Origin of the sequence: Streptomyces muensis (assembly GCF_021474425.1) — a bacterium.
Taxonomy (GTDB): domain Bacteria; phylum Actinomycetota; class Actinomycetes; order Streptomycetales; family Streptomycetaceae; genus Streptomyces; species Streptomyces muensis.
Window position 1 is genome coordinate 1 of sequence record NZ_JAKEIP010000029.1, and the last position, 21,155, is coordinate 21,155.

Consider the following 21,155-nt stretch of genomic DNA (forward strand, 5'->3'; position numbering starts at 1 on the left):
GACGGGGGCCGGGTGGGGCGGGAGGTCTTCCTCCAGGCCGAGGCGATCTTCGGCAGCGACGACGTGACGCTGGCCGAGTTCGCCTCCTGGCTGCACTTCGCGGCCAAGGCGACCGGTCACGAGGAGTACGCCGAGCAGATCGCGAAGGCCGAGCCGGGCATGCCGTGGCGGACGGTGTGGGCGTGGTGGCGGCCCGCCAACTGGTTCGTGGCCCACCCGAGTCTGAACGGCGACTACTACCAGGTCCACCGTCGTCTGCATGAGGATCGGCTGCTCATCGAGGTGGCGACGGACTGGCGCGGCTGTGTCTGGCTCGACGCGGAGACGGGCGCGAGGGTGAGGCTCCAGGTCGAGGACACGCTGCCGAAGGCCCCCTGGTCACAGGAGGCACTGGACGCACCCAGCCTGTACGAATGGAACCTCACCGCGCCGGTGAGCTGGGAGGGCGCGGCCGCGCTCGCCGCCGAGGGCGGCAGGACCCGCTATCTCGTCCAGGACGCCTCGGGCCTGGCGGTGATCGAGACGGACGCGGAGGTGCTGCGGGACTGGCCGCGCGGCGAGGGCATCGACTTCTTCTCGGCCGAGGAGGCGCTGCCCGAGACCGAGCCGGAGGTACGGCGGCCGCAGGGCCCGCTCACCGCGGACCGGGTCGACGACGCCTTCGGTGAACAGTATGTGCTGCGCATACCCGAGAGCGACCTGCCCGAGGGCCTCGAACACCCGGGCAGCAGGCGCTTCTTGAGGGACATCGGCCTGCCCACGATGTGGTTGTGCCACGGCGCCGAGTACGAGGCCCGTCACCCCGAGGCCATGCGGCCGCCGGCCGACGAGGAGCTGCCGGGAGACGGCCTGCCCGAGGGGGTGACCGCCTCGGACCTGATCACCTTCGGCACGGTCGACTACGGCGACCTGTATCTGCACCGCCACGACGGGTCCGTGCACATCTGGAGCCGCCTGGGCGGCCCGACCGACAAGACCCTGGTGCGGATCGCCCCGGACCTCGACGTCTTCACCCGCGTCCTGGAGGCCGTCTACCGCTACAGCAACGCCTGCTGGCACTCCTATCCGGTGGAGGGAGGCCAGGATGCGGTGGCCGAGGTGTTCAAGGAGGAGATCGACAAGCTGTCCCCCGGACTGTTCGACCGGGACACACCCTGCGGCGAGGTGTGGAGCTGGCTCTACGCAGGGATCACCGAGCTGGGGGTGGACGGCTTCTGAGCTTCCAGGCACCTCCGGACGCGATGAACAACGCCTGGTCGTATGGCTAGGGTGGCGGGCGTGGACCTCAACGCCGTGCGCACCTTCGTCGCCGTCGCCGACGCCGGGCAGTTCCAGAAGGCCGCCGTCGACCTGGCTCTCACTCAGCAGGCCGTGTCCAAGCGGGTCGCCACGTTGGAGCGGGACCTCGGTGTGCGGCTGCTGACCCGCACGCCGCGCGGGGCCGAGCTCACCATCGACGGGCAGGCGTTCCTGTCCCATGCGCGGTCCCTGCTCCAGGCCGAGGAGCGGGCGCGGGACTCGGTACGTCCCGGGAGCCGCGCCCTGCGTGTCGACGTGGTCGGCCGGCGGGTCGCGCTGGCCGGGCTGCTGCGCGACTTCCACCGGGCCCACCCCGAGATCGCGCTCGACATCGTGACGCTGCCGAGCGCGGAGGAGGCCGTGGCGGCCGTCCGGGACGGGGTCATCGACGCCACGTTCCGGGCGGTCGCCATGCCGGGGCAGCGGATCCCGGACGGCATCGAGTTCACGCCGGTCCACGACGAGCCGATCCTCCTGTTCACCGGCCCCGCGCACCCGTTCGCCCGTGCCGCCGCGATCTCCCCCGCGCAGCTGGCCGGCCACCGGATCTGGATGCCGGGCAACGTCCCCGGCGTGGAGTGGACCGCGTACTACGACGCGCTCGCCGCCGACTTCGGGCTGACCATCGAGGCGACCGGCCCCAACTTCGGAGTCGAGGCCCTCATCGACACGATCGCCGCCTCCTCGACCCTGGCGACCTTCCTCGGCACCCAGACGCCCCTCGTGTGGCCCGCCGGCCACGACATGCGGCTGATCCCGCTGCGCGACCCGACGCCGGTCTACCCGCACTCGATCCTCTGGCGCGCCGACAACCCGCACCCGGCGCTGACCGCGGTCCGCGAGTACCTGGCCGCCGTCCACCACGACCCGCCGGACGGCGAGGTCTGGACACCGCAGTGGGCGCACCGCTCTACGAACGGCTCCTCAGGTCGGCGCTGACCGCCGCCGCGACCACCCGGTCCCGTTCGGCGGAGGTGAACCGGCCCTCGGCCAGCCAGGTTCCGGCGAGTGCGCGCACCGCCGCCACGAAGGTGCCCGACGACACGAAGGGTGCCTGCGCCCAGAGGACGTCGAGGAAAGTCAGGCCGTCACCGCGCGCACGGTTGGGGACGCCGGAGTCGCTCGTGCCGAACACGACGACGGGTTCGGCTCGTCTGAAGTAGGCGTGGTAGCGGGCGCCGTCGGCGATGTGGAAGGGGGCGAGGGTGAGGCCGTGGGTCGTGAAGTGCAGCGGGCGGCCCTCGGGGCGGATCGCGTCGGCGAGATCGCCCCGCAGCGTGAAGTCCTTGTAGAAGGAGAACGCGCGGAACTGCGCCGCGTCGCTCCGCGCGACCAGCAGCACCGGTCCGTGGAACAGCGACTGGACACCGGGATCGTCCAGGGCTCGCTCGATGCGCAGACGGTACGGGGCGGTGACGCTGACCCGGTCGCCGCGCGCCCAGTTCCTGCTCAGGGTGAGGTACGTGCCGGGCGTGGCCGTGACCCGTTGCCGTACCCCGTTGACGGCGACTGTGAAGCCGCCCGTCGCCCAGGAGGGCACCCGCAGTTTCAGGTCGAGCCTGCCGCCGCCCTCCCGGAACGTCAGGGTGCGGACCCCCTCGGCCGGGAAGTCGCTGGTCTGCTCGATGACGAGACCGCGCTCCGGCCAGCGCAGCGTCGAGGCCAGGTAGAGATTGACGTACAGCGCGTCGCCGGCGGCGGAGCGGAAGTAGACCGAGTCCTGGTACTTGGTGTGGTTCTCCATGCCGGTGCCGCCGCAGCAGGTGCCGGTGTTGCCGTACTCGCGCACGACACCGGGGCCCATGCCGACGAAGTAGGTCACCTCGGGACTGCTCGTGCTGGGGGCGTCCCGGCGGGAGGCGAGGATGTGGTTGGTCAGGCCCCGCTCGTAGTAGTCCATGTAGCCCGGGTCGGGTGCGCGGAAGAAGAGCTGGCGGCTCAACTTGAGCATGTTGTACGTCGCGCAGGTCTCGGCGTTGTTGGCGTCCAGGGTGGCCGCGACGGCGCCCCGGGCGCGGAACATCTCGCCCTGCCCGGTGCCGCCCAGGCTGTACATCCGGGTGCCGGTGACCATGCCCCAGAAGTTGCGGGCCGCGGCGGAGTACGTGTCCTCCCCGGTGTGGTCGAACAGTCTGACGTAGCCGGTGAACTGGGGGATGTGCTGGTTGGCGTGCCGGCCCTCCAGGATGTCCCGGTCGTCGGCGCAGGCCTCCAGCAAGGCCGTGTTGTCGAAGCAGCGGGCGGCGGCGAGGTGCTCCTGTCGTCCGGTGAGTGCGTACAGGTCCGCCATCACCTCGTTCATCCCGCCGTACTCACCGGCGATGTAGATCGACCACATCCGCTCCAGCTGGGCCTTGGGCAGCCTGCCGAGACGGCTGTGCACCCAGTCGCCCATCCCGGAGACGATCCGCAGCGCCTCGGCGTTCCCCGCCAGGGTGTGGGCGTCGAGCAGACCCCGCATGATCTTGTGGCAGGTGTAGTACGGCGCCCAGATCGTCGGGTAGGTCGTGTAGCTCTCCAGCAGGATGAACTGCGTCTCCGGGTACGCCGCGAGATAGCCCGGGTGGCTGGGCCTGGGCTCGCCGTGCTCGGCCAGGGCCTGCCGGCACTCGCCGAGCGCGGCGACCAGGTAGTCGAGCTTGGCCTTGAGGGCGGCCTCGCGGGTGTCGGCGTACGCCTGGGCGAGCAGGGTGAGGAAGTGGCCGCCATAGTGGCCTCGCAGATTGCCGTCGGAGGTCTCCCAGCCGCCGGGCGGCCGGGCGCCACGGGTGTCGAGCCCGGCGTTGGCGCGGAAGACGGCCAGGATGCGGTCGGCCGGGTAGGACCGGGCGTAGTCGAGCATCAGGTCGCGCTTGCGGCGGAAGACGCCGTCGCCGAGGGTGACCTGATCGAGCGGGAAGGAGTGCACGGCCCAAGTCGGCGGCGGTGCGGGGGCGGCGGCGTACGACGGTGTGGCCATCTGTGCGAGGGGGACGCCGGCCGCCGTGGCGGCGGCGATGCCCAACACGCGTCTGCGGGTGGGGGGTTGGGACATGCTCGGTCTCCTGTTCTCGGTCTCGTCGGCTCGTCGTCCGGTCAGTGCTCTGTCGTCGGCAGCCACACACGCATCGTCGAAGGGCCTCGGTTCGCCCAGGAGTGGTACGGCACCAGCACGACCGCGTGCGGCTCGGCGGCGGACGGCCCGGCCTGTCCCGGCGATCGGTACGGCCAGCCGTGGTCACGCTGTTCCTCCGGTCCGGCCAGTTCACCCGGCGCCACCACCGTGCCGCCCGGCCCGTCCGCGGGCTCGGCGTTCGGATCCACCCGTACGGCGTCGACCTCCCGTCCGGCCGGAAGGTCCACGGACTCGGCGCAGTACACCAGCGGGCCGCGCTGGACGGCGACCGTGCCGCGTACCGCGTCGATACGGGGGTCCGGTGCGATCCAGCGCGGTGCGACGGGCAGTTCGAGCCGGATCTCGTCGCCGGGCCGGAAGGCGCGGGTGACGGTGGCCGTGCCCGGGGCGACGGTACGGCGGGTCCCGTCCGCGTCGACCAGCCGGGCCGTGGCCCCCTCGGCCCAGCCCGGGACGCGCAGCGACAGGGTCCACGGCCGGTCCGGGGACCGGGTGACGCGCACGGACACGGTCCCGGCGGAGGGGTAGTCGGTGCGGACGCGCAGGGCGATGCCGCCGGTGGTGATCTCCGCGTCGGCGTACTGGTGCAGCTGGATGCCGTCGTCGGACGCCGTCGCGAGGTACGCCGGCAGCACCGCCAGGGTCCGGGCCACGTTCGTCGGGCAGCAGGACACCGCGAACCAGGGTGCGCGCAGGCTCGACTCGGCGCGCGGACTGTCGGTGTCGGTCGGCGGGACGGTGCCGCGGCGCCGCCGGTGCAGGGTGTTGGCGTAGAAGAAGGCCCTGCCGTCCTCGGAGGGGGAGGCCGCGACGACGTTGAACAGGGTGCGTTCGACGAGGTCGGCGAAGCGGGGCTCGCCCGTGGCCAGCAGCAGACGCCAGCCGAGCATCACGGAGGCGACACCGGCGCAGGTCTCCGAGTAGGCGCGGTCCGGGGGCAGTACGAAGTCGTCGCCGAAGGCCTCGTCGCGGTGGTGGGAGCCCATGCCTCCGGTGAGATACGTCCGCCTCGCGACCGTCGCCTCCCACTGCCGTACGACCGCGGCGAGCAGTTCCTCGTCGCCGGTCTCCACGGCGACGTCGACGGCTCCGGCCGCCAGGTAGAGGGCGCGGACGGCGTGGCCGCGCAGGACGGTGGCGTCCCGTACGGGGATGTCGTCCTGGTAGTAGGCGCGGCCGAACTCGATGTCGGCGAGCGTGCCGTGGCCGCGGCGGTCGACGAAGAGGGCGGCCTGGTCGAGGTAGCGCTGTTCGCCCGTGGCCCGGGCCAGTTCGACGAGGGCGGTCTCGATCTCGGGGTGGCCGCAGACGCCTTCGATGCCGCCGGGGCCGAAGGTGGCGCACACGTGGTCGGCGGCCCGTCGGGCGGTCTTCGCCAGCGGGCCGTCGCCGCGCGTGCGGATCTGGGCCACGCCCGCCTGGATCAGGTGGCCGTAGCAGTACAGCTCGTGGCCCCATTCGAGGTCGCTGTAGCGGGGCTGCTGACCCGGGCGGCCGAACGCGGTGTTGAGATAGCCGTCGGGTTCCTGGGCGGAGGCGATCGTCTCGGTGAGCGCGTCGGACTCGCTACCTGTCCAGGCCATGGCTTCGAGCAGCTTGTAGACGTCGGAGTCGGCGAACTCCCGTCCCCGCCGGTCCGCCACGGGCGCGGAGAAGTTGCCGATCCAGCCGACGCGCTCCATCCAGTGGCGGCAGTGACCGAGGGTGGCGGTGACGTTGGCCTCCCGGCGCCGGGCCCAGAAGCCTCCGGTGATCCGGACCTCGTCGAGGCCGAGAGGCCGTAGCCGACCCCGGCTCGGCGCCACCGGTGCGACCAGGTCTGTGTTCTCCTTCAACGCATCATCCCTTCAGGGCACCCGACATGAAGCCACGCACGTAGTGCCGTTGCAGCAGCAGGAAGACGAGCAGACAGGGCACGGCGAGGACCACCACGCCCGCCTCGGTGGCGCCGTAGTCGACGGCGCCCATGCTCTGCTGGCGCAGATTGGCGACGGCCAGCGGCAGGGGCGCCTTCTCACTGGCGGAGATGAGGATCAGGGGCGCGATGAAGTCGTTCCACGCGGCGAGGAACGCGAACAGCCCCACGGTGATCAGCCCCGGTTTCACCGCTGGCAGCAGCACCCGGCGCAGCGCGCCCGCCGTGCCGCAGCCGTCCACGAGCGCCGACTCCTCCAGTTCGCGCGGCACCGCCTCGAAGGAGATCCGCATCATGAAGGTGGCGAACGGCAGTTGGAACACGGCCAGCACGAGACTCAGACCGATCAGCGAGTTCTGCAGGTGGAGACGGCCGAGCAGGACATAGAGCGGGATGAGGAGGGTGGCGTACGGGACCATCAGGATGGCCAGCGTCAGCAGGAACAGCAGGTTCTTGCCGGGGAAGTCGAAGCGGGCGAAGGCGTAGCCGCCCAGCAGGGAGACACCGAGGGTCAGGGCGACGGTGAGCGCGGAGACCACGGTGCTGTTGAGGAGGTACTGCCCGAGGCCCGCGTCGTAGTCGAGCAGCGTGCGGTAGTTGCCGAAGCCGTAGCCGGACTGCTGTGCGGTGCCGGGCTGGGCGCTGACCGAGGCCCAGGCGTTCCACAGCAGCGGGAAGAGGAAGATGACGGCCAGGCCTCCGGCGACGACGTAGTACGGCGTGCGGCCGAGGGCTCGGGTGAGCACGTCGGTGTCCCTTCTCCAGACGGGGTGGGTCATGACTCGTCGGCGCGGCGCAGTCCGCGGAACTGCAGGGCGTTGAGCAGGAGCAGCGCGGCCAGCACGATGATCGACAGGGCGGCGGCGGTCCCGAGGTCCAGGCGCTGGAACGCCTCGCGGTAGACCAGCTGTACGACGGTGACGGTGCTGTTGTCCGGGCCGCCCTTGGTGAGGACGAAGAACTGGTCGAACGCGAGCAGCGACCCGGTCACGCAGAGCAGTAGGGACAGGGCGAGGGACGGCTTGAGCAGGGGCAGGGTGATGCCGCGGAAGATCTGGGCGCGGCTCGCGCCGTCGATGCGGGCCGCCTCGTACACCTCGTGGGGGATGCGCTGGAGGCCCACGAGCAGGATCAGCATGTAGAAGCCGGCGAACTTCCACACGACGAGGAACACCGTGGACAACAGCGCGGAGGTCGGTGAGCCGAGGAAAGACACCGGGTCGTCGACCAGTCCGAGTCTCTCCAGGGCGCGGCTGAGCGGTCCGGTGGTGGGGCTGTACAGGCCCCAGAACAGCAGCGAGGCGGAGGCCAGGCCGAGGGCGCCCGGCAGGAAGTAGACCGTGCGGAAGAACCCGGCACCGGGGCGGGACTCCTGCACGAGGAGGGCGAGGAGGAGAGCCAGTCCGAGGAGTACGACCGTGACGATCCCGGTGTAGAGGAGAGTGAAGCGCACGGCGGGCCAGAACAGGGGGCCGTCGGTGACGTCGGTGTAGTTCTCGGGGGCGTTGCCGCCCTGGTCCCCGGCGAGCAGCGGCCAGTCGTTCAGGGACATCTGCCCGACGAGCAGCAGCGGCAGCAGGAAGAAGACGGCGACGAACACGGCGGTGGGGGCGGCGTAGCCGAGCCCTTGGACCTTGCGGGACGCCCGCACCTGCATGGCACTCCTGTCGGTCGACGAACTGAACCGGCGAGTTCGATCGGCTGACTCAGTCGGCGAGCGAGGCGCTGACCGCGTCGTTGTCCTTGTCGACGGACGCCCCGTCCCCGAACACGGCGTCGCGCATCAGGGTCAGCCAGGGCCCGTTGGGGTCGTTGAAGGTCTGGCCGAACTTCAGGGCGTACGGGGTGTGGCCGTCGGCCACCAGCTTGTTGATGGTGACCAGCCGCGGGTCGGCGGCGGAGTGCTTGTTGGACGCGAGGTCGGTGCGCGCCACCACGTCCTTGTGCGCGGCGACCACGTCGACCTGTGCCTCGTCGCCCAGGGACCAGGCGAGGAAGTTCCAGGCCTGGTCGGCCGACTCGCTGGTGGCGGAGATGCCGATGGCGTCACCGCCGACGAAGGTGGACTTGCCGCCGTCGGGTCCGGGGATGGGCGCGACGCCGAGGTCGAGGTCCTTGGGCATCAGGCCCAGGGTGGTGGACGGCATGGGCATCACGCCGACCTTGCCCTTGGGGAAGACGCCGGTCCAGGTCGCGCCGGTCTCGTCGCGGGCGCCGGGGGCGACGATGTCGTCGTCGACCCAGCCGCGGTAGGTGTCGTAGACCTTCTTGGCGGTCGCGGAGTCGAGCGTCGCCTCGGTGCCGTCCTCGTTCAGCACGTCCTCCCCTGCGGCCCAGATCGACGGCCACCAGGTGAAGACGCCGCAGCCGCCGCAGTTCCCGCCGAAGAAGGTGCCGTTGACGCCCCCGCCCAGCGCGTCCACGGCACGCGCCTGCTCGTCCCACTCCGCGAGGGTGGCGGGCGGCTTCTCGGGGTCGAGCTTGGCCCGCCGGTAGAGGTCCTTGTTGTAGAAGAGCACCGACAGATCGAGGGTGTGCGGGACGACGTACTTCTTGTCCTCGTACGTTCCGGCCTTGATGTGCGACTGGGCCAGGTCGTCGGCGAAGGGCAGGGCGTCGATGCGGTCCGTGAGGTCGGCGAAGAGGCTGCTGGAGGTGTAGTTCGGCACGAAGACGACGTCCGAGGCGAACAGGTCGGGCAGGTCGCGGGAGCCGGCGGCGGCACCGACCTTGGCCTGGTAGTCGTCGGTCGGGATGACGGTGAGTTCGACCTTGTTCTCGTGGCTCGCGTTGTACGCCTTGACGAGAGCCTCGCTCTGGGGCCGGGTCGCGGCCCGCGTCCACATCGTCAGCGTGGTGCCGTCGTCGACGCCCTTCGCGTCCGCGGCCCTGCCCCCACCGCCGCCCGAACCGCCGTCACCCGAACCACCGTCACCCGACCCGCAGGCCGTGGCCAGTCCCATGGCGGCGATCAGGGCGACCGCCGCGGTGACCAGGCGGCGGACGGGTCCCTGTGATCCGGCCGGGCTCCCCATGACGATCCCCCTCCGTAGCGAACACCCCGGAAGAAACATGCCGAAAAGGCTTTCAGCAAGCTAGAACCGAGCTGAAAGCCCGTCAATCCCCCGTGCACCAGAACGACTTCAGGTGGGCGACCGAAAATTCTCGCGTACGGTTTACGCACGCGCCCGCACGGTGCGACGCGAGACAGGAGACACGCATGACACCCGCCGCCGGCCCCTCCCGTTCGCACACCGCCACCCTCACCGACGTCGCCCGGCTGGCGGGCGTGTCCGTCGCGACCGCGTCCAAGGCGCTGAACGGCCGCAGCCAGGTGCGCGCCGAGACCCGGCAGCGGGTCGTCGAGGCGGCCGAGCGGCTGTCGTTCAGGCCCAACCAGCTGGCCCGCGGGCTGCTCGCCGGGCGAACGGGCACCGTCGGTCTGCTGACCAGCGACCTGGAGGGCCGGTTCGGCATCCCGATCCTGATGGGCGCCGAGGACGCCTTCGGCGCGGGCGAGGTCGCGGTGTTCCTGTGCGACGCCCGGGGCGACTCGATCCGCGAACAGCACCATGTGCGCGCCTTGTTGGGGCGCCGGGTCGACGGCCTGATAGTGGTCGGCAGCCGCACCGATCCCCGTCCGTCGCTGGGCCGTGAGCTGCCCGTCCCCGTCGTCTACGCCTACGCCCCGTCCGATGATCCGGCGGATCTGTCCATCGTCCCCGACAACGTGGACGCCGGCCGGATCGCGGTGCAGCACCTGCTGACCTGCGGTCGTACCCGGATCGCGCACATCACCGGCGACCCCGGCTATCTCGCGGCGCGGGACCGGGCGGACGGGGCGCGGGCCGCGCTCGCCGACGCCGGGCTCGCCCTGGTGGACGAGCCTCGGTTCGGGGCGTGGTCGGAGGGCTGGGGGCGGGCGGCCACCGCGCTGCTGCTGGACCGGCATCCGGATGTGGACGCCGTGCTGTGCGGCAGCGACCAGATCGCCCGGGGTGTCATGGACGTCCTGCGCGAGCGGGGCCAGCGGGTGCCGGAGGACGTGGCGGTCATGGGCTTCGACAACTGGCAGGTGCTGACGTCCGGTTCGCGTCCGCTGCTGACCAGCGTCGACATGAACCTGGAGCAGGTCGGCCGCGCCGCCGCCCAGGCGCTGTTCGGCGCGATAGCCGGCGGCGCACCGCGCTCGGGGGTCGAGACGCTGCCCTGCCGTGTGGTGATCAGGGGCTCCACGGCCCCCCTGTCCTGAACCGTGTGGTCGCCGAACTAGGGCCTCACACACCCCTCTTGACACACCATCAGCCCGCTCCTACGTTGCGAAAACCTTTTAGGTCGTTTCAGCAAAGGGGAGCCCGATGCGAAGACGAACAGAGCCCGGCATAAAGCGCCTCCTTCTCGCGATGGCCCTCCTGGTCTGTTCCGTCCTCACCGCGGCCCCCGCCCACGCCGCGCAGACCATCGGGTTCCCCGCCTTCAGCGGCCCCGCGATCCCGGCGCCACCCGTCGCCCACACCTCCGGCGACATGATGAAGGCCATCTACGACGCGGAGAGTTCGGGCACCGACTTCTGGATGGACCGTCTGCTGGCCCGCTCCGGCGACGACCCGGCCGGGCCCTGGCTGATGAGCCGGGGCCGCGCGCTCTTCATGAAGGAACACGACCCCGCCCGGCTCGGGTTCGGCGGCAAGGTCGCCTACTGGGAGAGCATCACCGGCAACCACGCCTACACCGTCGCGATCACCCCGGGCACCTTCACCGAGCAGGTCTCCCAGCGGCGCCAGACGCCGAGCCACTGGAAGAGCGTGCACACGGCAGGCTCGGTCACGGTCGACCAGACCAAGTTCATCACCGACAACAACGTCGCGGTGACCAACCTTTCGATCAGGAACAACGGCAGCGGCCCGACCACCCTGCAGCTACGGGCGACCTCGCCGTACGCCACCACGGGCACCGGCAGTGAGCTGACCGGCCAGGTGAACGCCTACAACAACCTCACCACCCTCCGCCCCAGACTCACCGGCGACGGATTCACCGCCTCCGGCGGCGGTCTCAACCGCTCGGTGACGATCGCGGCCGGCGCCACCGTCACCACCAAAATCGTGATGGGCTTCGTCACCGACGAGATCCCCGGGTCCCGCACGGAGTACGACGCCTACGCCGGCTACTCCCCCACGACCGCCTTCGCCACCCACGTGAGGGCCTACAACCAGTGGTGGGCGCGCAACGTGCCCTACATCGACGTGCCCGAGCCCGCGATCAAGAAGAACATCTACTACCGCTGGTGGCTGATGCGCTTCAACCACCTCGACGCCGACATCCCCGGGCAGACCTTCCAGTTCCCCACCTCCACCGAAGGCGTCCTCGGCTACAACAACGCCATCGCGCTCACCCAGCCGATGCACATCGACGACCTCAAGTACCTGCGCGACCCCGCCTACGCGTACGGCGACTGGCTGAGCGTCGGCCAGACCTCCAAGGGCGGCCGCTTCCTCGACAACCCGGGCGACCCGGAGAACTGGTCCAACAGCTACACGCAGTACATCGCCGAGGCCGCCTGGAAGAGCTACCAGATCCACGGCGGCCAGCCAGGCATCGCCGCGAGCCTCGCCCGCTACGCGGAGGGCGACGTCAAGGGCCAGCTCGCCCACTACGACCACGACGGCAACAAGCTGATCGAGTACGACTGGGGCGCGCTGACCGGCAACGACGCCGACGCGGTCTCCTTCCACTGGAAGCCGGGCAACATGGACCGCGCCGAGTCGGCCTACCAGTACAGCGGCGCGCTCGCGGCCGCGCAGGCCTACGAGGCGATCGGCAACACGGCCAAGGCGACCGAGATGCGCACGCTCGCGAACCAGATCAAGGACGCGATCGTGAACGTGCTCTGGAACCCGAACCGCCAGTTGTTCGAGCACCGGCTGAAGTCGACGAACGAGTGGGTTCCCTGGAAGGAGATCAACAACTACTACCCGTTCTCGGTCGGAGCCGTCCCCAACACGGCGGCCTACCGGCAGGCCCTGCGCCTGTACGACGACCCCGCCCAGTACCCCGTCTTCCCGTTCTACACGGCCAACCAGGTCGACAAGAAGGCGGCGGCCGAGGCCGGGGAGCCCGGCTCCAACAACTTCTCCACCATCAACTCGACCGTCCAGTTCCGGCTCTACTCCTCGGTGCTGCGCGACTACCCCAACTCCTGGATGAGCGCGACCGACTACAAGAAGCTCCTCTACTGGAACACCTGGGCGCAGTACGTCGGCGGCAACACGCAGTGGCCGGACGCCAACGAGTTCTGGGCCGACTGGAACGGCAGCTCGATCGACTACCGCTCCTGGATCCACCACAACATCCTGGGCAGCAGCAACTGGACGGTGATCGAGGACGTCGCGGGGCTCCGGCCGCGCAGTGACGCCAAGGTCGAGCTCTCCCCGATCAACATCGGCTGGTCCCACTTCACCGTCAACAACCTCCGCTACCGAGGCGCCGACCTGTCGATCGTCTGGGACGACCCGTCCGACGGCGTGGTGCGCTACCCCGGTATCCCGGAGGGCTACTCGATCTACGTCAACGGCGACCGGGTGGCCACGGTCGGCTCCCTGGTGCCGCTCACCTGGGATCCGGCCACCGGTGACGTGACCACGAGCGGCACAGTCACCCACCACACCGCCGTGCCCGGCCTCAAGGCGCCGAACCAGGTCGTGCAGGACAGCCCGCGGATGGTCGACATGCTCGCCAAGGCCGGCGTCGACCTCACCGCCAACCTGACCAACCTGGCCGCCGGGGCAACCGTGTCCGCCTCCTCCACCGGTTCCGGCAGCACCGCCGCCGGAGCGGTCGACGGCTACCCCACCAACGAGCCGTTCTGGGGCGCCGGCGGATCGGCCGCCCAGGACTGGTACGAGCTGAACCTCGGGACCACGCGCACGATCGACGAGGTGCGCGTGTACTTCAAGGACAGCCGCCCGGCGAGTACGACCTACCGCGCGCCGTCGGCCTACACCGTCCAATACCACAACGGCAGTTCATGGGTGGACGCCCCGAGCCAGACGAAGAGCCCGGCCGCGCCGCGCGCCAACTACAACCTGGTGCGGTTCCCGGCGATCAGCGCCCAGCGCGTCCGGATCCTGGCCACCAACGCCTCCGGCGCGAGGACCGGCCTGACCGAGGTCAAGGTGTACAACCGGGGCGGCGTCCAGCCCCCGGCCAACCAGGCGGCCGCCGCGACCGCCTCGTACACCTCCCCCTGGGAGAGCGTCACCGCGGTCAACGACGGCATCGACCCGCCCTCGTCCAACGACACCGTCAACCCGCGCTGGGGGACCTGGCCTCAGACAGGCCAGCAGTGGGCCGAGCTGACGTGGCCGTCGGTGAAGACCCTGAACAAGGCCGATGTGTACTTCTTCGACGACGACCAGGGCATCGACATGCCGGCCTCCTGGAAGCTCCAGTACTGGAACGGCAGTGCCTACGTCGATGTACAGGGCGCGAGCGGCTATCCCCTGGCCAGGAACCAGTACAACAGCGTCACCTTCACCGCCACCGACACCACACGGCTGCGCGTGCTGCTCACCGGCAACGGCAGCAACTCCGTCGGCCTCCTCGAAGCAAAGGTGTACGGCCCGTGACCCGATCCAGATACCTCGCCGCACTGCTCGCCGCGCTGACGGTGGCGGCCGCCTTCCTGGTGGCGCCGCCCGCCTCCGCCGCCGTCGCCTTCACCTCGACGGGCGTGAACACGAACGGCGGCAACTGCCTCGACCTGCCCGGCAGTTCGACGACCAACGGCGCGCAGCTCCGCGCCTTCGCCTGCTCCTCCGGCGCGAACCAGAACTTCTCGTACACGCCGGTCTCCGGTACGAGCGACACGTACACGATCACCACCCAGTCCGGTCAGTGCGTTGACGTCCACGGCGCCTCCACGGCGGACAACGCGGCGATCATCCAGTGGCCCTGCCACGGCGGGACGAACCAGCAGTGGCGACTCATGCCCGTGACGGTCTCCGGCACCGACAGGACCGTCAACCTGGTGTCGGTCGGCTCCGGCAAGTGCGTGGCCCCGAGCGGGGGTTCGTCGGCCTCGAACACCCCCTTGGTCCAACTGCCGTGCTCCACCGCGAACGGCAGGGTGTGGCGGCTGCCCGCCTTCACCGGGGGCGGCACGAGTGCGGGCACCTTCACCAACCCGCTCTCCCAGCACGGCCCCGACCCCTGGCTGACGTACCACGACGGGTACTACTACCTCGCCACCACGACCTGGAACTCGACGGTCACCATGCGCAAGTCCGCCACGCTCGCGGGTCTCGCGACCGCTCCCGACCAGGTGATCTTCAATCTGACCCGGCCCAACGGGGCGGGGACGATGTGGGCGCCGGAGTTCCATCTGCTGGACGGGCCGAACGGCAGGCGCTGGTACTTCTACTACACGGCCGGACGCGAGCCGTTCGATCTGGGCACGCAGCGGATCCATGTGCTGGAGAGCGCCGGCCTGGATCCGATGGGTCCCTACACCTTCAAGGCCGACCTGCTCGACCCGACCCAGGACAACACCTGGGAGCTGGACCCGGGCATCCTGCAACTCAACGGGCGACTCTATCTGCTGGGGACCTTCTACAACGGCTCGCAGCCGATGTTCATACGGCCGCTGTCGAACCCCTGGACGGCGAGCGGCACCCGGCGCGTGCTGTCCACGCCGACGTACAGCTGGGAGACGGTGGGCGGCGCGGTCAACGAGGGCGCCGAGGTGCTCCAGCGGGGTGGCAAGACGTTCATCGTGTACTCCGCGAGCCACTGCTCCACGCCCGACTACAAGCTGGGGATGCTCACCTACAACGGCGGTGACCCGCTGGACTCCGCGTCCTGGGTCAAGTCGCCGAGCCCGGTGTTCCAGCGGTCCAACGCCAACGGGGTGTACGGCCCCGGCCACAACGGCTTCTTCAAGTCGCCGGACGGGACGGAGGACTGGATCGTCTACCACGCCAACAGCTCGGCGAGCGGTGGCTGCGACATGAACCGGAGCACCAGGGCGCAGAAGTTCACCTGGAACGCCGACGGCACTCCGAACTTCGGCACCCCGGTGGCCCTGGGCGTCCCGCTGGCCGCGCCGTCCGGCGAACGGACCGGCTGACGGCCAGGCGGATGACCGGCTAGGCGGACCAGGCCCCGAGGAGGGCGGCGATGCCGAGCACTCCGACGGTTCCAAGCAAGGTGCCGAGCGTGGCGGTCCACATCCGGCCGACGCCCTGGCGGGCGTGGTGCATGCCCGCCGCGCCGAGGGTGACGGCCAGGCCGCCGGCGATCAGCGCGAACGGGGCGAAGACGAACGACGTCAGAGCGGCGATGACGCCGAGGACGAGCGCGGTGGGGCCCAAGGCGACGGCGGGTGAGTCCTGCCGGGCCACGACGATCGGATCACGCATTACCAGTACCCCCTGTTTCTGAACACGTTCAAAGTATCACGGGGTACCGAGATCGTCCCCCCGTTCTCCCTCGGCCTGGGAGGGCTCCGTCCTGGGGACGTCCGGGTGCTGCTCCACGGCCGAGCGCTCCCCGGGTTCGTCGCGTTCGCCCTCGGCCTGGGAGGGGGTGTGCGAGTACAGCCAGCGGTCGTAGTCCGAGGCTCCGGTCTTCATGGCTGACCTCCCTGGGTCGCTCCACTTCCATGCTGCTCCCGGGCCGCCCCGCCGACCAGTCGTCCTCATCCGGTGAGGCCGACGTCGTCGCAGGCCGAGCGGAGCTGCGGGGTGCAGATCTCGGCGATGGTGTACACGCCGGCGTTGACGAGGGTCTGCCTCAGGTTGTCGGCCGTCACCAGGTTCGGGGTGAGCAGGATGGACGGGATGTCCTCGGTGGTCGGGCTGTCGGTCGTCGTCGTGGCGACATCACCGGCTCCCTCGCCGCGCCCCACGGCGACGGCCATGGCGGCGGCCGCAGCGGCCTCCTTCTCGAACGGTTTGTAGACCGTCATGTACTGCTCGCCCTTGACGATGCGCCGCACGGCCTCCAGGTCGGCGTCCTGGCCGGTGATGGGCGGGAGGTCCTTGACGCCGGCCTTCTTGAACGCGGAGATGACACCGGCGGCGATGGCGTCGTTGGCCGCCACGACGCCGTCGATGCGGTCCGCGCCGAGGGCGGAGATCGCGGCGGTCATGTTGGCGTGGGCGTTCTCCGGACTCCAGCCGGCCGTCTCGTACGACCGGGCGATCTTCGCCTTGCCCGAGATGACGGACATCGCGCCCCTGCGGAACCACGCGGCGTTGGCGCTGCTCTGATCGCCGTTCATCATCACGACGGTCCGGCCCCTCCCCCGCTCCGCCATGGCCTTCAGCAGCGCCTCGCCCTGAAGCCTGCCGACCCGGTCGCCGTCGAAGCTGACGAAGCCCGAGATCGGGCCTTGGGCGAGGCGGTCGTAGGCGATGACGGGGACGCCCGACTGCCGCGCCTCCTGGATCGAGGAGCGCACGGCCCTGCTGTCGGCGGGGTCGAGGATGAGGACCTTCGCACCGTTGGTGATCATCGAGACCATCTGCTGCCGCTGCCGTGCCGCGTCGTTCTCGGCGTTGGCGTACACCATCGTGCAGTCGGGGCACAGCTCCTTGAGCCGTTGCTCGATGAGGGGTTTGTCGGAGTGCTCCCAGCGCGGAGTGACCCGGTTCGGGAGGAGCAGGCCGACCGTGAAGCTCTCGGTGCCCGCTCCGTCGTCCTCGCCGCAGGCGGTCAGGGGCGCCGCCATGAGTCCCACGACGAGCGCCGCGATCACGTGCAGCGTACGGGTCCTCATCGCAGTTCGCCTCGTTCCGTTCAGCGCCTGGAGTCGGCGGGGGCGGGCTCGTCCCGCGGCACGGTGACCTCGCTCCACACCTGCTTTCCGCCCGCCACCGGCACCGAGCCGAAGGAGTCCGACACCGCCTCGACCAGCAGCAGACCTCGGCCGCCGGTCGACTCCCAGTCCACGATCACGGGCTTTGCGGGGGCGCGCGGCGAGGAGTCGCTCACGCAGACCCGGACCCGGTCGCCGCGGAGCATCAGGTCCAGGCGGACGGACCCCTGGGTGTGCACCAGGGCGTTGGTGACCAGTTCGGACACGACGAGCAGCACGGCGTCGGCCGTGTCCTCGACCTTCCACCGGCGCAGGGTGCGCGCGGTGAAGCGCCGGGCGTGCATGACGGCGTCGGGCAGTCGCCACACCACCCAGCCGGCCCGGATCGGCCGGGTCGTCATGCCGTCGTAGCGCAGCAGGAGCAGCGCGACGTCGTCCTCGCGCCGGCCGATGTCGCCGAGCAGGGCGTCGGCCATCCGCGCCGGATCGGCGGGGTCGGCGTCGGCGAGCGCGGTGCGGGTGCGTTCCATGCCGACGTCCAGGGGCAGGTCGGCGGCCTCGACCAGACCGTCGGTGACCAGGGCGAGCACGGTGCCGGGGGTCAGGGCGACCGCCGTCATGGGGAACTCGGCCTCGGCGAGCACCCCGAGCGGCGGTCCGCCCTCGACCTCCACCTCCTCGGTACGGCCGTCCGGGTGGCGCAGCAGCGGGGAGAGGTGTCCGGCGCGGACGACCAGGGTGTTGCCCTCCTCCATGTCGAGTTCGACATAGCAGCAGGTGGCGAACAGGTCGGTCTCCATGCCGACGAGGAGGCGGTTGGCGTGCGAGACGACCACGTCGGGCGGGTGGCCCTCGACCGCGTACGCCCGGACCGCCGTACGCATCTGCCCCATGATCGTCGCGGCTCCGGCGCTGTGTCCCTGCACATCGCCGATGACCAGCGCGACCCGGTCCTCGGACAGGGCGATGACGTCGTACCAGTCGCCGCCCACCTGAAGGCCGCGTCGGGCGGGCAGGTAGCGGGCCACGGCGGTGCCGCCGGGGAGTTCGGGCAGGCGCCGGGGCAGCAGGCTGCGCTGGAGCATCGTGGCGAGTTCCTGCTCGGCGTCGTAGGCGTGCGCCCGTTTGAGGGCCTGGCCGACCAGGGCGGCGGTGGCGGTGAGCAGGGACCGTTCCTCGGGGATGAACTCGTGCGGCTGGTCCCAGCCGACCAGGCACACTCCGGCGACCCGGCCCTTGGCGGGGAGCGGCAGGACGGCCAGGCCTCCGGGGCCGATGCCGGCGAGCCCCGGTTCGAGGGCCGTGCCGGCCGGCCAGAGGTCCATCCGGCCGTCTCGCAGGGCCAGTTGGAGGGTGGGCAGGGCGCTGACCGGTGCGTCGGGCCACTCGGAACGCCACTGGGCGCGCCACAGCTGCGGCCAGGCGTCGGGCTCGGGCGGGTCGAGCAGGGTGACGACGAGCCGGTCGTCGCGGACGTCGGCGAGGGCCACCCGGTCGGCGCCCAGCGGCTCGCGCAGCGCGGCGACCGCCACCCGGCCGACGTCCCGGACCGTCGCGGCGTCGTCGAGTACGGCGGTCAGCCACTGGATCCGGGAGACGTCGTCGGCGCTGCGGCTCTTGACCGAGGTGGCCGTCACCACGCCCAGCACCTGCTCGGCCTGCTCGTCGGTGTGCGCCAGGACCCGGCAGATCAGACTGAGCCAGCGCATCTCGCCGGTGGGGCAGCGGACCCGGAACTCCAGCTCCCGTCGGCCGGGTGCCTGGGCGGAGGGTTCCAGGACCGACATCAGCGCGGGCATGTCCTCGGGGAGGGCGTGCGCCAGCAGGGTGTCGGCCTTGCCGTCGAAGTCGTCGGATGTGGTGCCGACCAGTTCGAGCAGGGTGCCGTCCGCCTCGATCAGGCCGGTGTCCGGCACCAGGACGAAGGTGCCGACGCGCAGACCGCGCAGGGCGCGGCTCAGCAGGGACGGCTGCGCGGGCCGGCCGGACTCGGCCAGCAGCAGGCCGGCGACCGCGTCGGCGTACCGCTCCAGGAAGCGCTGCTGCCCGGCGTCGAAGCCGTCGGCGGAGGCGCCCACGACGACGAGGCAGCCCAGCCGGTTGCCCTCCCGCTCCAGGGGCAGCGCGCCGAGCGAGGCCGACCTGGCGCGCGGGGGCGTGGGGGCGCCCACGGGGTAGGAGGCGAGGGCTGCGGCGTTCAGCCACAGCGGGCGGTCGGTGCGGAAGGCGTGGGTCGCGGCGGAGCCGCCCGACACCGACAGCCGGTCCGGCAGCCGGTACTCGGGGCTGGCGCCGACCGTCTCGATCAGCTGGAGCTCCTCGTCCCCGGCGGTGGGCGCGTAGACGGCGGCCAGCGTGGCTCCGGCGAAGGTCAGGGCGCGGTCACTCGTGACAGGCTCCGGCTCCGTAGGCGGTGAACCGGTGCCCGCGGTGCCGACCTCCCATGCCCCCGGCGCCGAAACTCCGGTCCGGGCACGGCCGTCATGAGGCATGTCCGCGCCTACCTCCCGTCCGTGCCGGAGGTGCCGTAGGGGATCGGGGCACCACCTCCCGCCGCCCCGGTCGCTTCCACACACCAGAATCGCATATATGGATGAGCCGGACATATCAGGTTGGTGCTTCCTTGCTGCTTCCCTTGGTGCGTCCTTGCCGCTTCCTTGATGCTTCCCTGCCGGTTCGCCGCCGGTTCCCCCGCTCCCCGGGGCGCCTTCGCTGCGTTCGCAGATCACCGCGGCCGGTGTCAGACTGACCACGTGGTCGTCCTGCCACGTCCCAGAACCCGGCCCTGCGCCCGGGTGGCCCCGTATCCGCACACGCGTCCCCGACACCATGAGCGCCTCCTCGCCACGCCGGGCGAAGGACAAGGGAGGTCTCTCATATGAAGGCCCGCATCCGGAGCGCGGTTCTCGCCCTGACCGCGGTTTCCACGGCCGTGGCCCTCGGGGCCTGCGGGACGGGCGGGGGGAGCGAATCCGCCGAGGGGAACGCGCCGGTGATCGGGGTGCTGCTGCCGGACGTCACCACGGCACGCTGGGAGACCCGGGACAGACCCCTGATCGACAAGGAGATCAAGGAACGGTGCCGTGACTGCACGATCGAGCAGGCCAACGCCAAGGGTGACGTGGCCATGCAGCAGGCGCAGATGAACTCGATGATCACCAAGGGCGTCGACGCGATCCTGCTGGTGGCGGTGGACGGCACCTCGCTCGCCGCCTCGGTCCGCAAGGCGGTGGAGGCCGACGTCCCGGTCGTCGCCTACGACCGGCTCGCCGAGGGCCCGATCGCGGGTTACGTCTCCTTCGACGGCGAGGAGGTCGGCCGGCTCCAGGGCACGGCGCTGCTGACGGCCATGGGCGACGAGGTGCCGGGCGCCCAGATCGTCATGATGAACGGCGATCCCAGCGACCCCAACGCGCTGCTGTTCCGCAAGGGCGCACTGGACGTGCTGACGGGCAAGGTGCGGATCGGCAAGTCCTACGACACGCTCCAGTGGCGGACCGAGGCCGCCAACCTGAACATGTCGGGCGCCATCTCCGCCCTCGGTGTCGACAACATCCAGGGGGTCTACGCCGCCAACGACGGCCTCGCCGCCGGCAGCATCGCCGCGCTCAAGGCGAACAAGGTGGACCCGGTGCCCCCGGTCACGGGGCAGGACGCCGAGCTCGCGGCAGTGCGGCGCATCGTCGGCGGCGACCAGTACATGACCGTCTACAAGCCGTTCGAACCCGAGGCCGCGGCCGGCGCCGCCATGGCCGTGGCCGCGGCCCGCGGGGAGAACCTCGACCAGGTCGGCCGCGACCAGGTGACGACCCGCGGCGGGGGGCGGGTTCCGGCCGTGATGCTCACCCCGGTGTCCGTGACCGTCGACAACATCAAGGACACCCTGGTCAAGGACGGGGTGTACACGATCCGGCAGATCTGCACCCCCCAACTCGGAGCCGCGTGCGCCTCGGCCGGGCTGACCTGACCTGACCCGCCCCCCGGTGCGACCGCGTCCGGATCCACGGGAA

The 21,155-nt window shown here is 70.9% G+C and carries 15 protein-coding genes; 6 read left to right on the forward strand and 9 right to left on the reverse strand.

Features of this window, described 5'->3' with window-relative positions; genetic code table 11:
- The coding region (locus L0P92_RS10815; protein WP_234762328.1) for an SUKH-4 family immunity protein at positions 1-1,218 on the forward strand (1,218 nt) is incomplete at its 5' end.
- Between the two features lie 60 nt (positions 1,219-1,278).
- Positions 1,279-2,238, forward strand: coding sequence for a LysR family transcriptional regulator (locus tag L0P92_RS10820; RefSeq protein ID WP_234762329.1), 960 nt, complete (start codon positions 1,279-1,281; stop codon positions 2,236-2,238).
- On the opposite strand, the gene L0P92_RS10825 is transcribed toward L0P92_RS10820, so the two are convergent.
- Genes L0P92_RS10825 through L0P92_RS10845 form a run of 5 tightly spaced genes read right to left on the reverse strand, consistent with a single transcriptional unit; the run spans position 2,210 to position 9,364 of the window.
- Entirely contained in the window at positions 2,210-4,333 is a 2,124-nt protein-coding gene (locus L0P92_RS10825; RefSeq protein WP_234762330.1) for a glycoside hydrolase family 127 protein, read from the reverse strand. The genes L0P92_RS10820 and L0P92_RS10825 overlap by 29 nt on opposite strands.
- A gap of 41 nt (positions 4,334-4,374) precedes the next feature.
- Positions 4,375-6,249, reverse strand: a complete 1,875-nt coding sequence (locus L0P92_RS10830; protein ID WP_234762331.1) for a glycoside hydrolase family 127 protein — start codon at positions 6,247-6,249, stop codon at positions 4,375-4,377.
- A 4-nt stretch (positions 6,250-6,253) separates the two neighbouring features.
- Positions 6,254-7,075, reverse strand: coding sequence for a carbohydrate ABC transporter permease (locus L0P92_RS10835; protein ID WP_308289690.1), 822 nt, complete (start codon positions 7,073-7,075; stop codon positions 6,254-6,256).
- A gap of 29 nt (positions 7,076-7,104) precedes the next feature.
- The gene (locus L0P92_RS10840; RefSeq protein WP_234762333.1) at positions 7,105-7,986 is read right to left on the reverse strand and encodes a carbohydrate ABC transporter permease; all 882 of its coding nucleotides are present in this window, start codon (positions 7,984-7,986) and stop codon (positions 7,105-7,107) included.
- A gap of 49 nt (positions 7,987-8,035) precedes the next feature.
- Positions 8,036-9,364, reverse strand: coding sequence for an ABC transporter substrate-binding protein (locus tag L0P92_RS10845; protein ID WP_234762334.1), 1,329 nt, complete (start codon positions 9,362-9,364; stop codon positions 8,036-8,038).
- A 185-nt stretch (positions 9,365-9,549) separates the two neighbouring features.
- On the opposite strand from L0P92_RS10845, the gene L0P92_RS10850 reads away from it, so the two are divergent.
- The 3 genes from L0P92_RS10850 to L0P92_RS10860 all read left to right on the forward strand — a co-directional run bounded on the left by L0P92_RS10850 (position 9,550) and on the right by L0P92_RS10860 (position 15,453).
- Entirely contained in the window at positions 9,550-10,581 is a 1,032-nt protein-coding gene (locus tag L0P92_RS10850; RefSeq protein ID WP_234762335.1) for a LacI family DNA-binding transcriptional regulator, read from the forward strand.
- A gap of 106 nt (positions 10,582-10,687) precedes the next feature.
- Positions 10,688-13,954, forward strand: a complete 3,267-nt coding sequence (locus L0P92_RS10855; protein ID WP_234762336.1) for a discoidin domain-containing protein — start codon at positions 10,688-10,690, stop codon at positions 13,952-13,954.
- On the forward strand, positions 13,951-15,453 hold the full coding sequence (locus L0P92_RS10860; protein ID WP_234762337.1) for a family 43 glycosylhydrolase: 1,503 nt from the start codon (positions 13,951-13,953) through the stop codon (positions 15,451-15,453). Before L0P92_RS10855 ends, L0P92_RS10860 begins: the two co-directional genes overlap by 4 nt.
- 19 nt (positions 15,454-15,472) lie before the next feature.
- On the opposite strand, the gene L0P92_RS10865 is transcribed toward L0P92_RS10860, so the two are convergent.
- The 4 genes from L0P92_RS10865 to L0P92_RS10880 form a co-directional block, all read right to left on the reverse strand.
- Positions 15,473-15,745 carry a hypothetical protein gene (locus L0P92_RS10865; RefSeq protein ID WP_234762338.1) on the reverse strand — a complete coding sequence of 91 codons (273 nt, stop codon included), beginning with the start codon at positions 15,743-15,745 and terminating at the stop codon, positions 15,473-15,475.
- A 36-nt stretch (positions 15,746-15,781) separates the two neighbouring features.
- The gene (locus tag L0P92_RS10870; protein WP_234762339.1) at positions 15,782-15,958 is read right to left on the reverse strand and encodes a hypothetical protein; all 177 of its coding nucleotides are present in this window, start codon (positions 15,956-15,958) and stop codon (positions 15,782-15,784) included.
- Between the two features lie 65 nt (positions 15,959-16,023).
- A complete protein-coding gene (locus tag L0P92_RS10875; RefSeq protein WP_234762340.1) occupies positions 16,024-17,106 on the reverse strand; it encodes a sugar ABC transporter substrate-binding protein in 1,083 nt (360 codons plus the stop codon).
- Between the two features lie 20 nt (positions 17,107-17,126).
- Complete coding sequence (locus L0P92_RS10880) at positions 17,127-19,637, reverse strand: SpoIIE family protein phosphatase (protein WP_234762341.1); 2,511 nt, start codon at positions 19,635-19,637, stop codon at positions 17,127-17,129.
- Positions 19,638-20,023: 386 nt separating this feature from the next.
- On the opposite strand from L0P92_RS10880, the gene L0P92_RS10885 reads away from it, so the two are divergent.
- The gene (locus L0P92_RS10885; RefSeq protein WP_234762342.1) at positions 20,024-21,112 is read left to right on the forward strand and encodes a substrate-binding domain-containing protein; all 1,089 of its coding nucleotides are present in this window, start codon (positions 20,024-20,026) and stop codon (positions 21,110-21,112) included.
- The last annotated feature ends 43 nt before the right edge of the window (positions 21,113-21,155 follow it).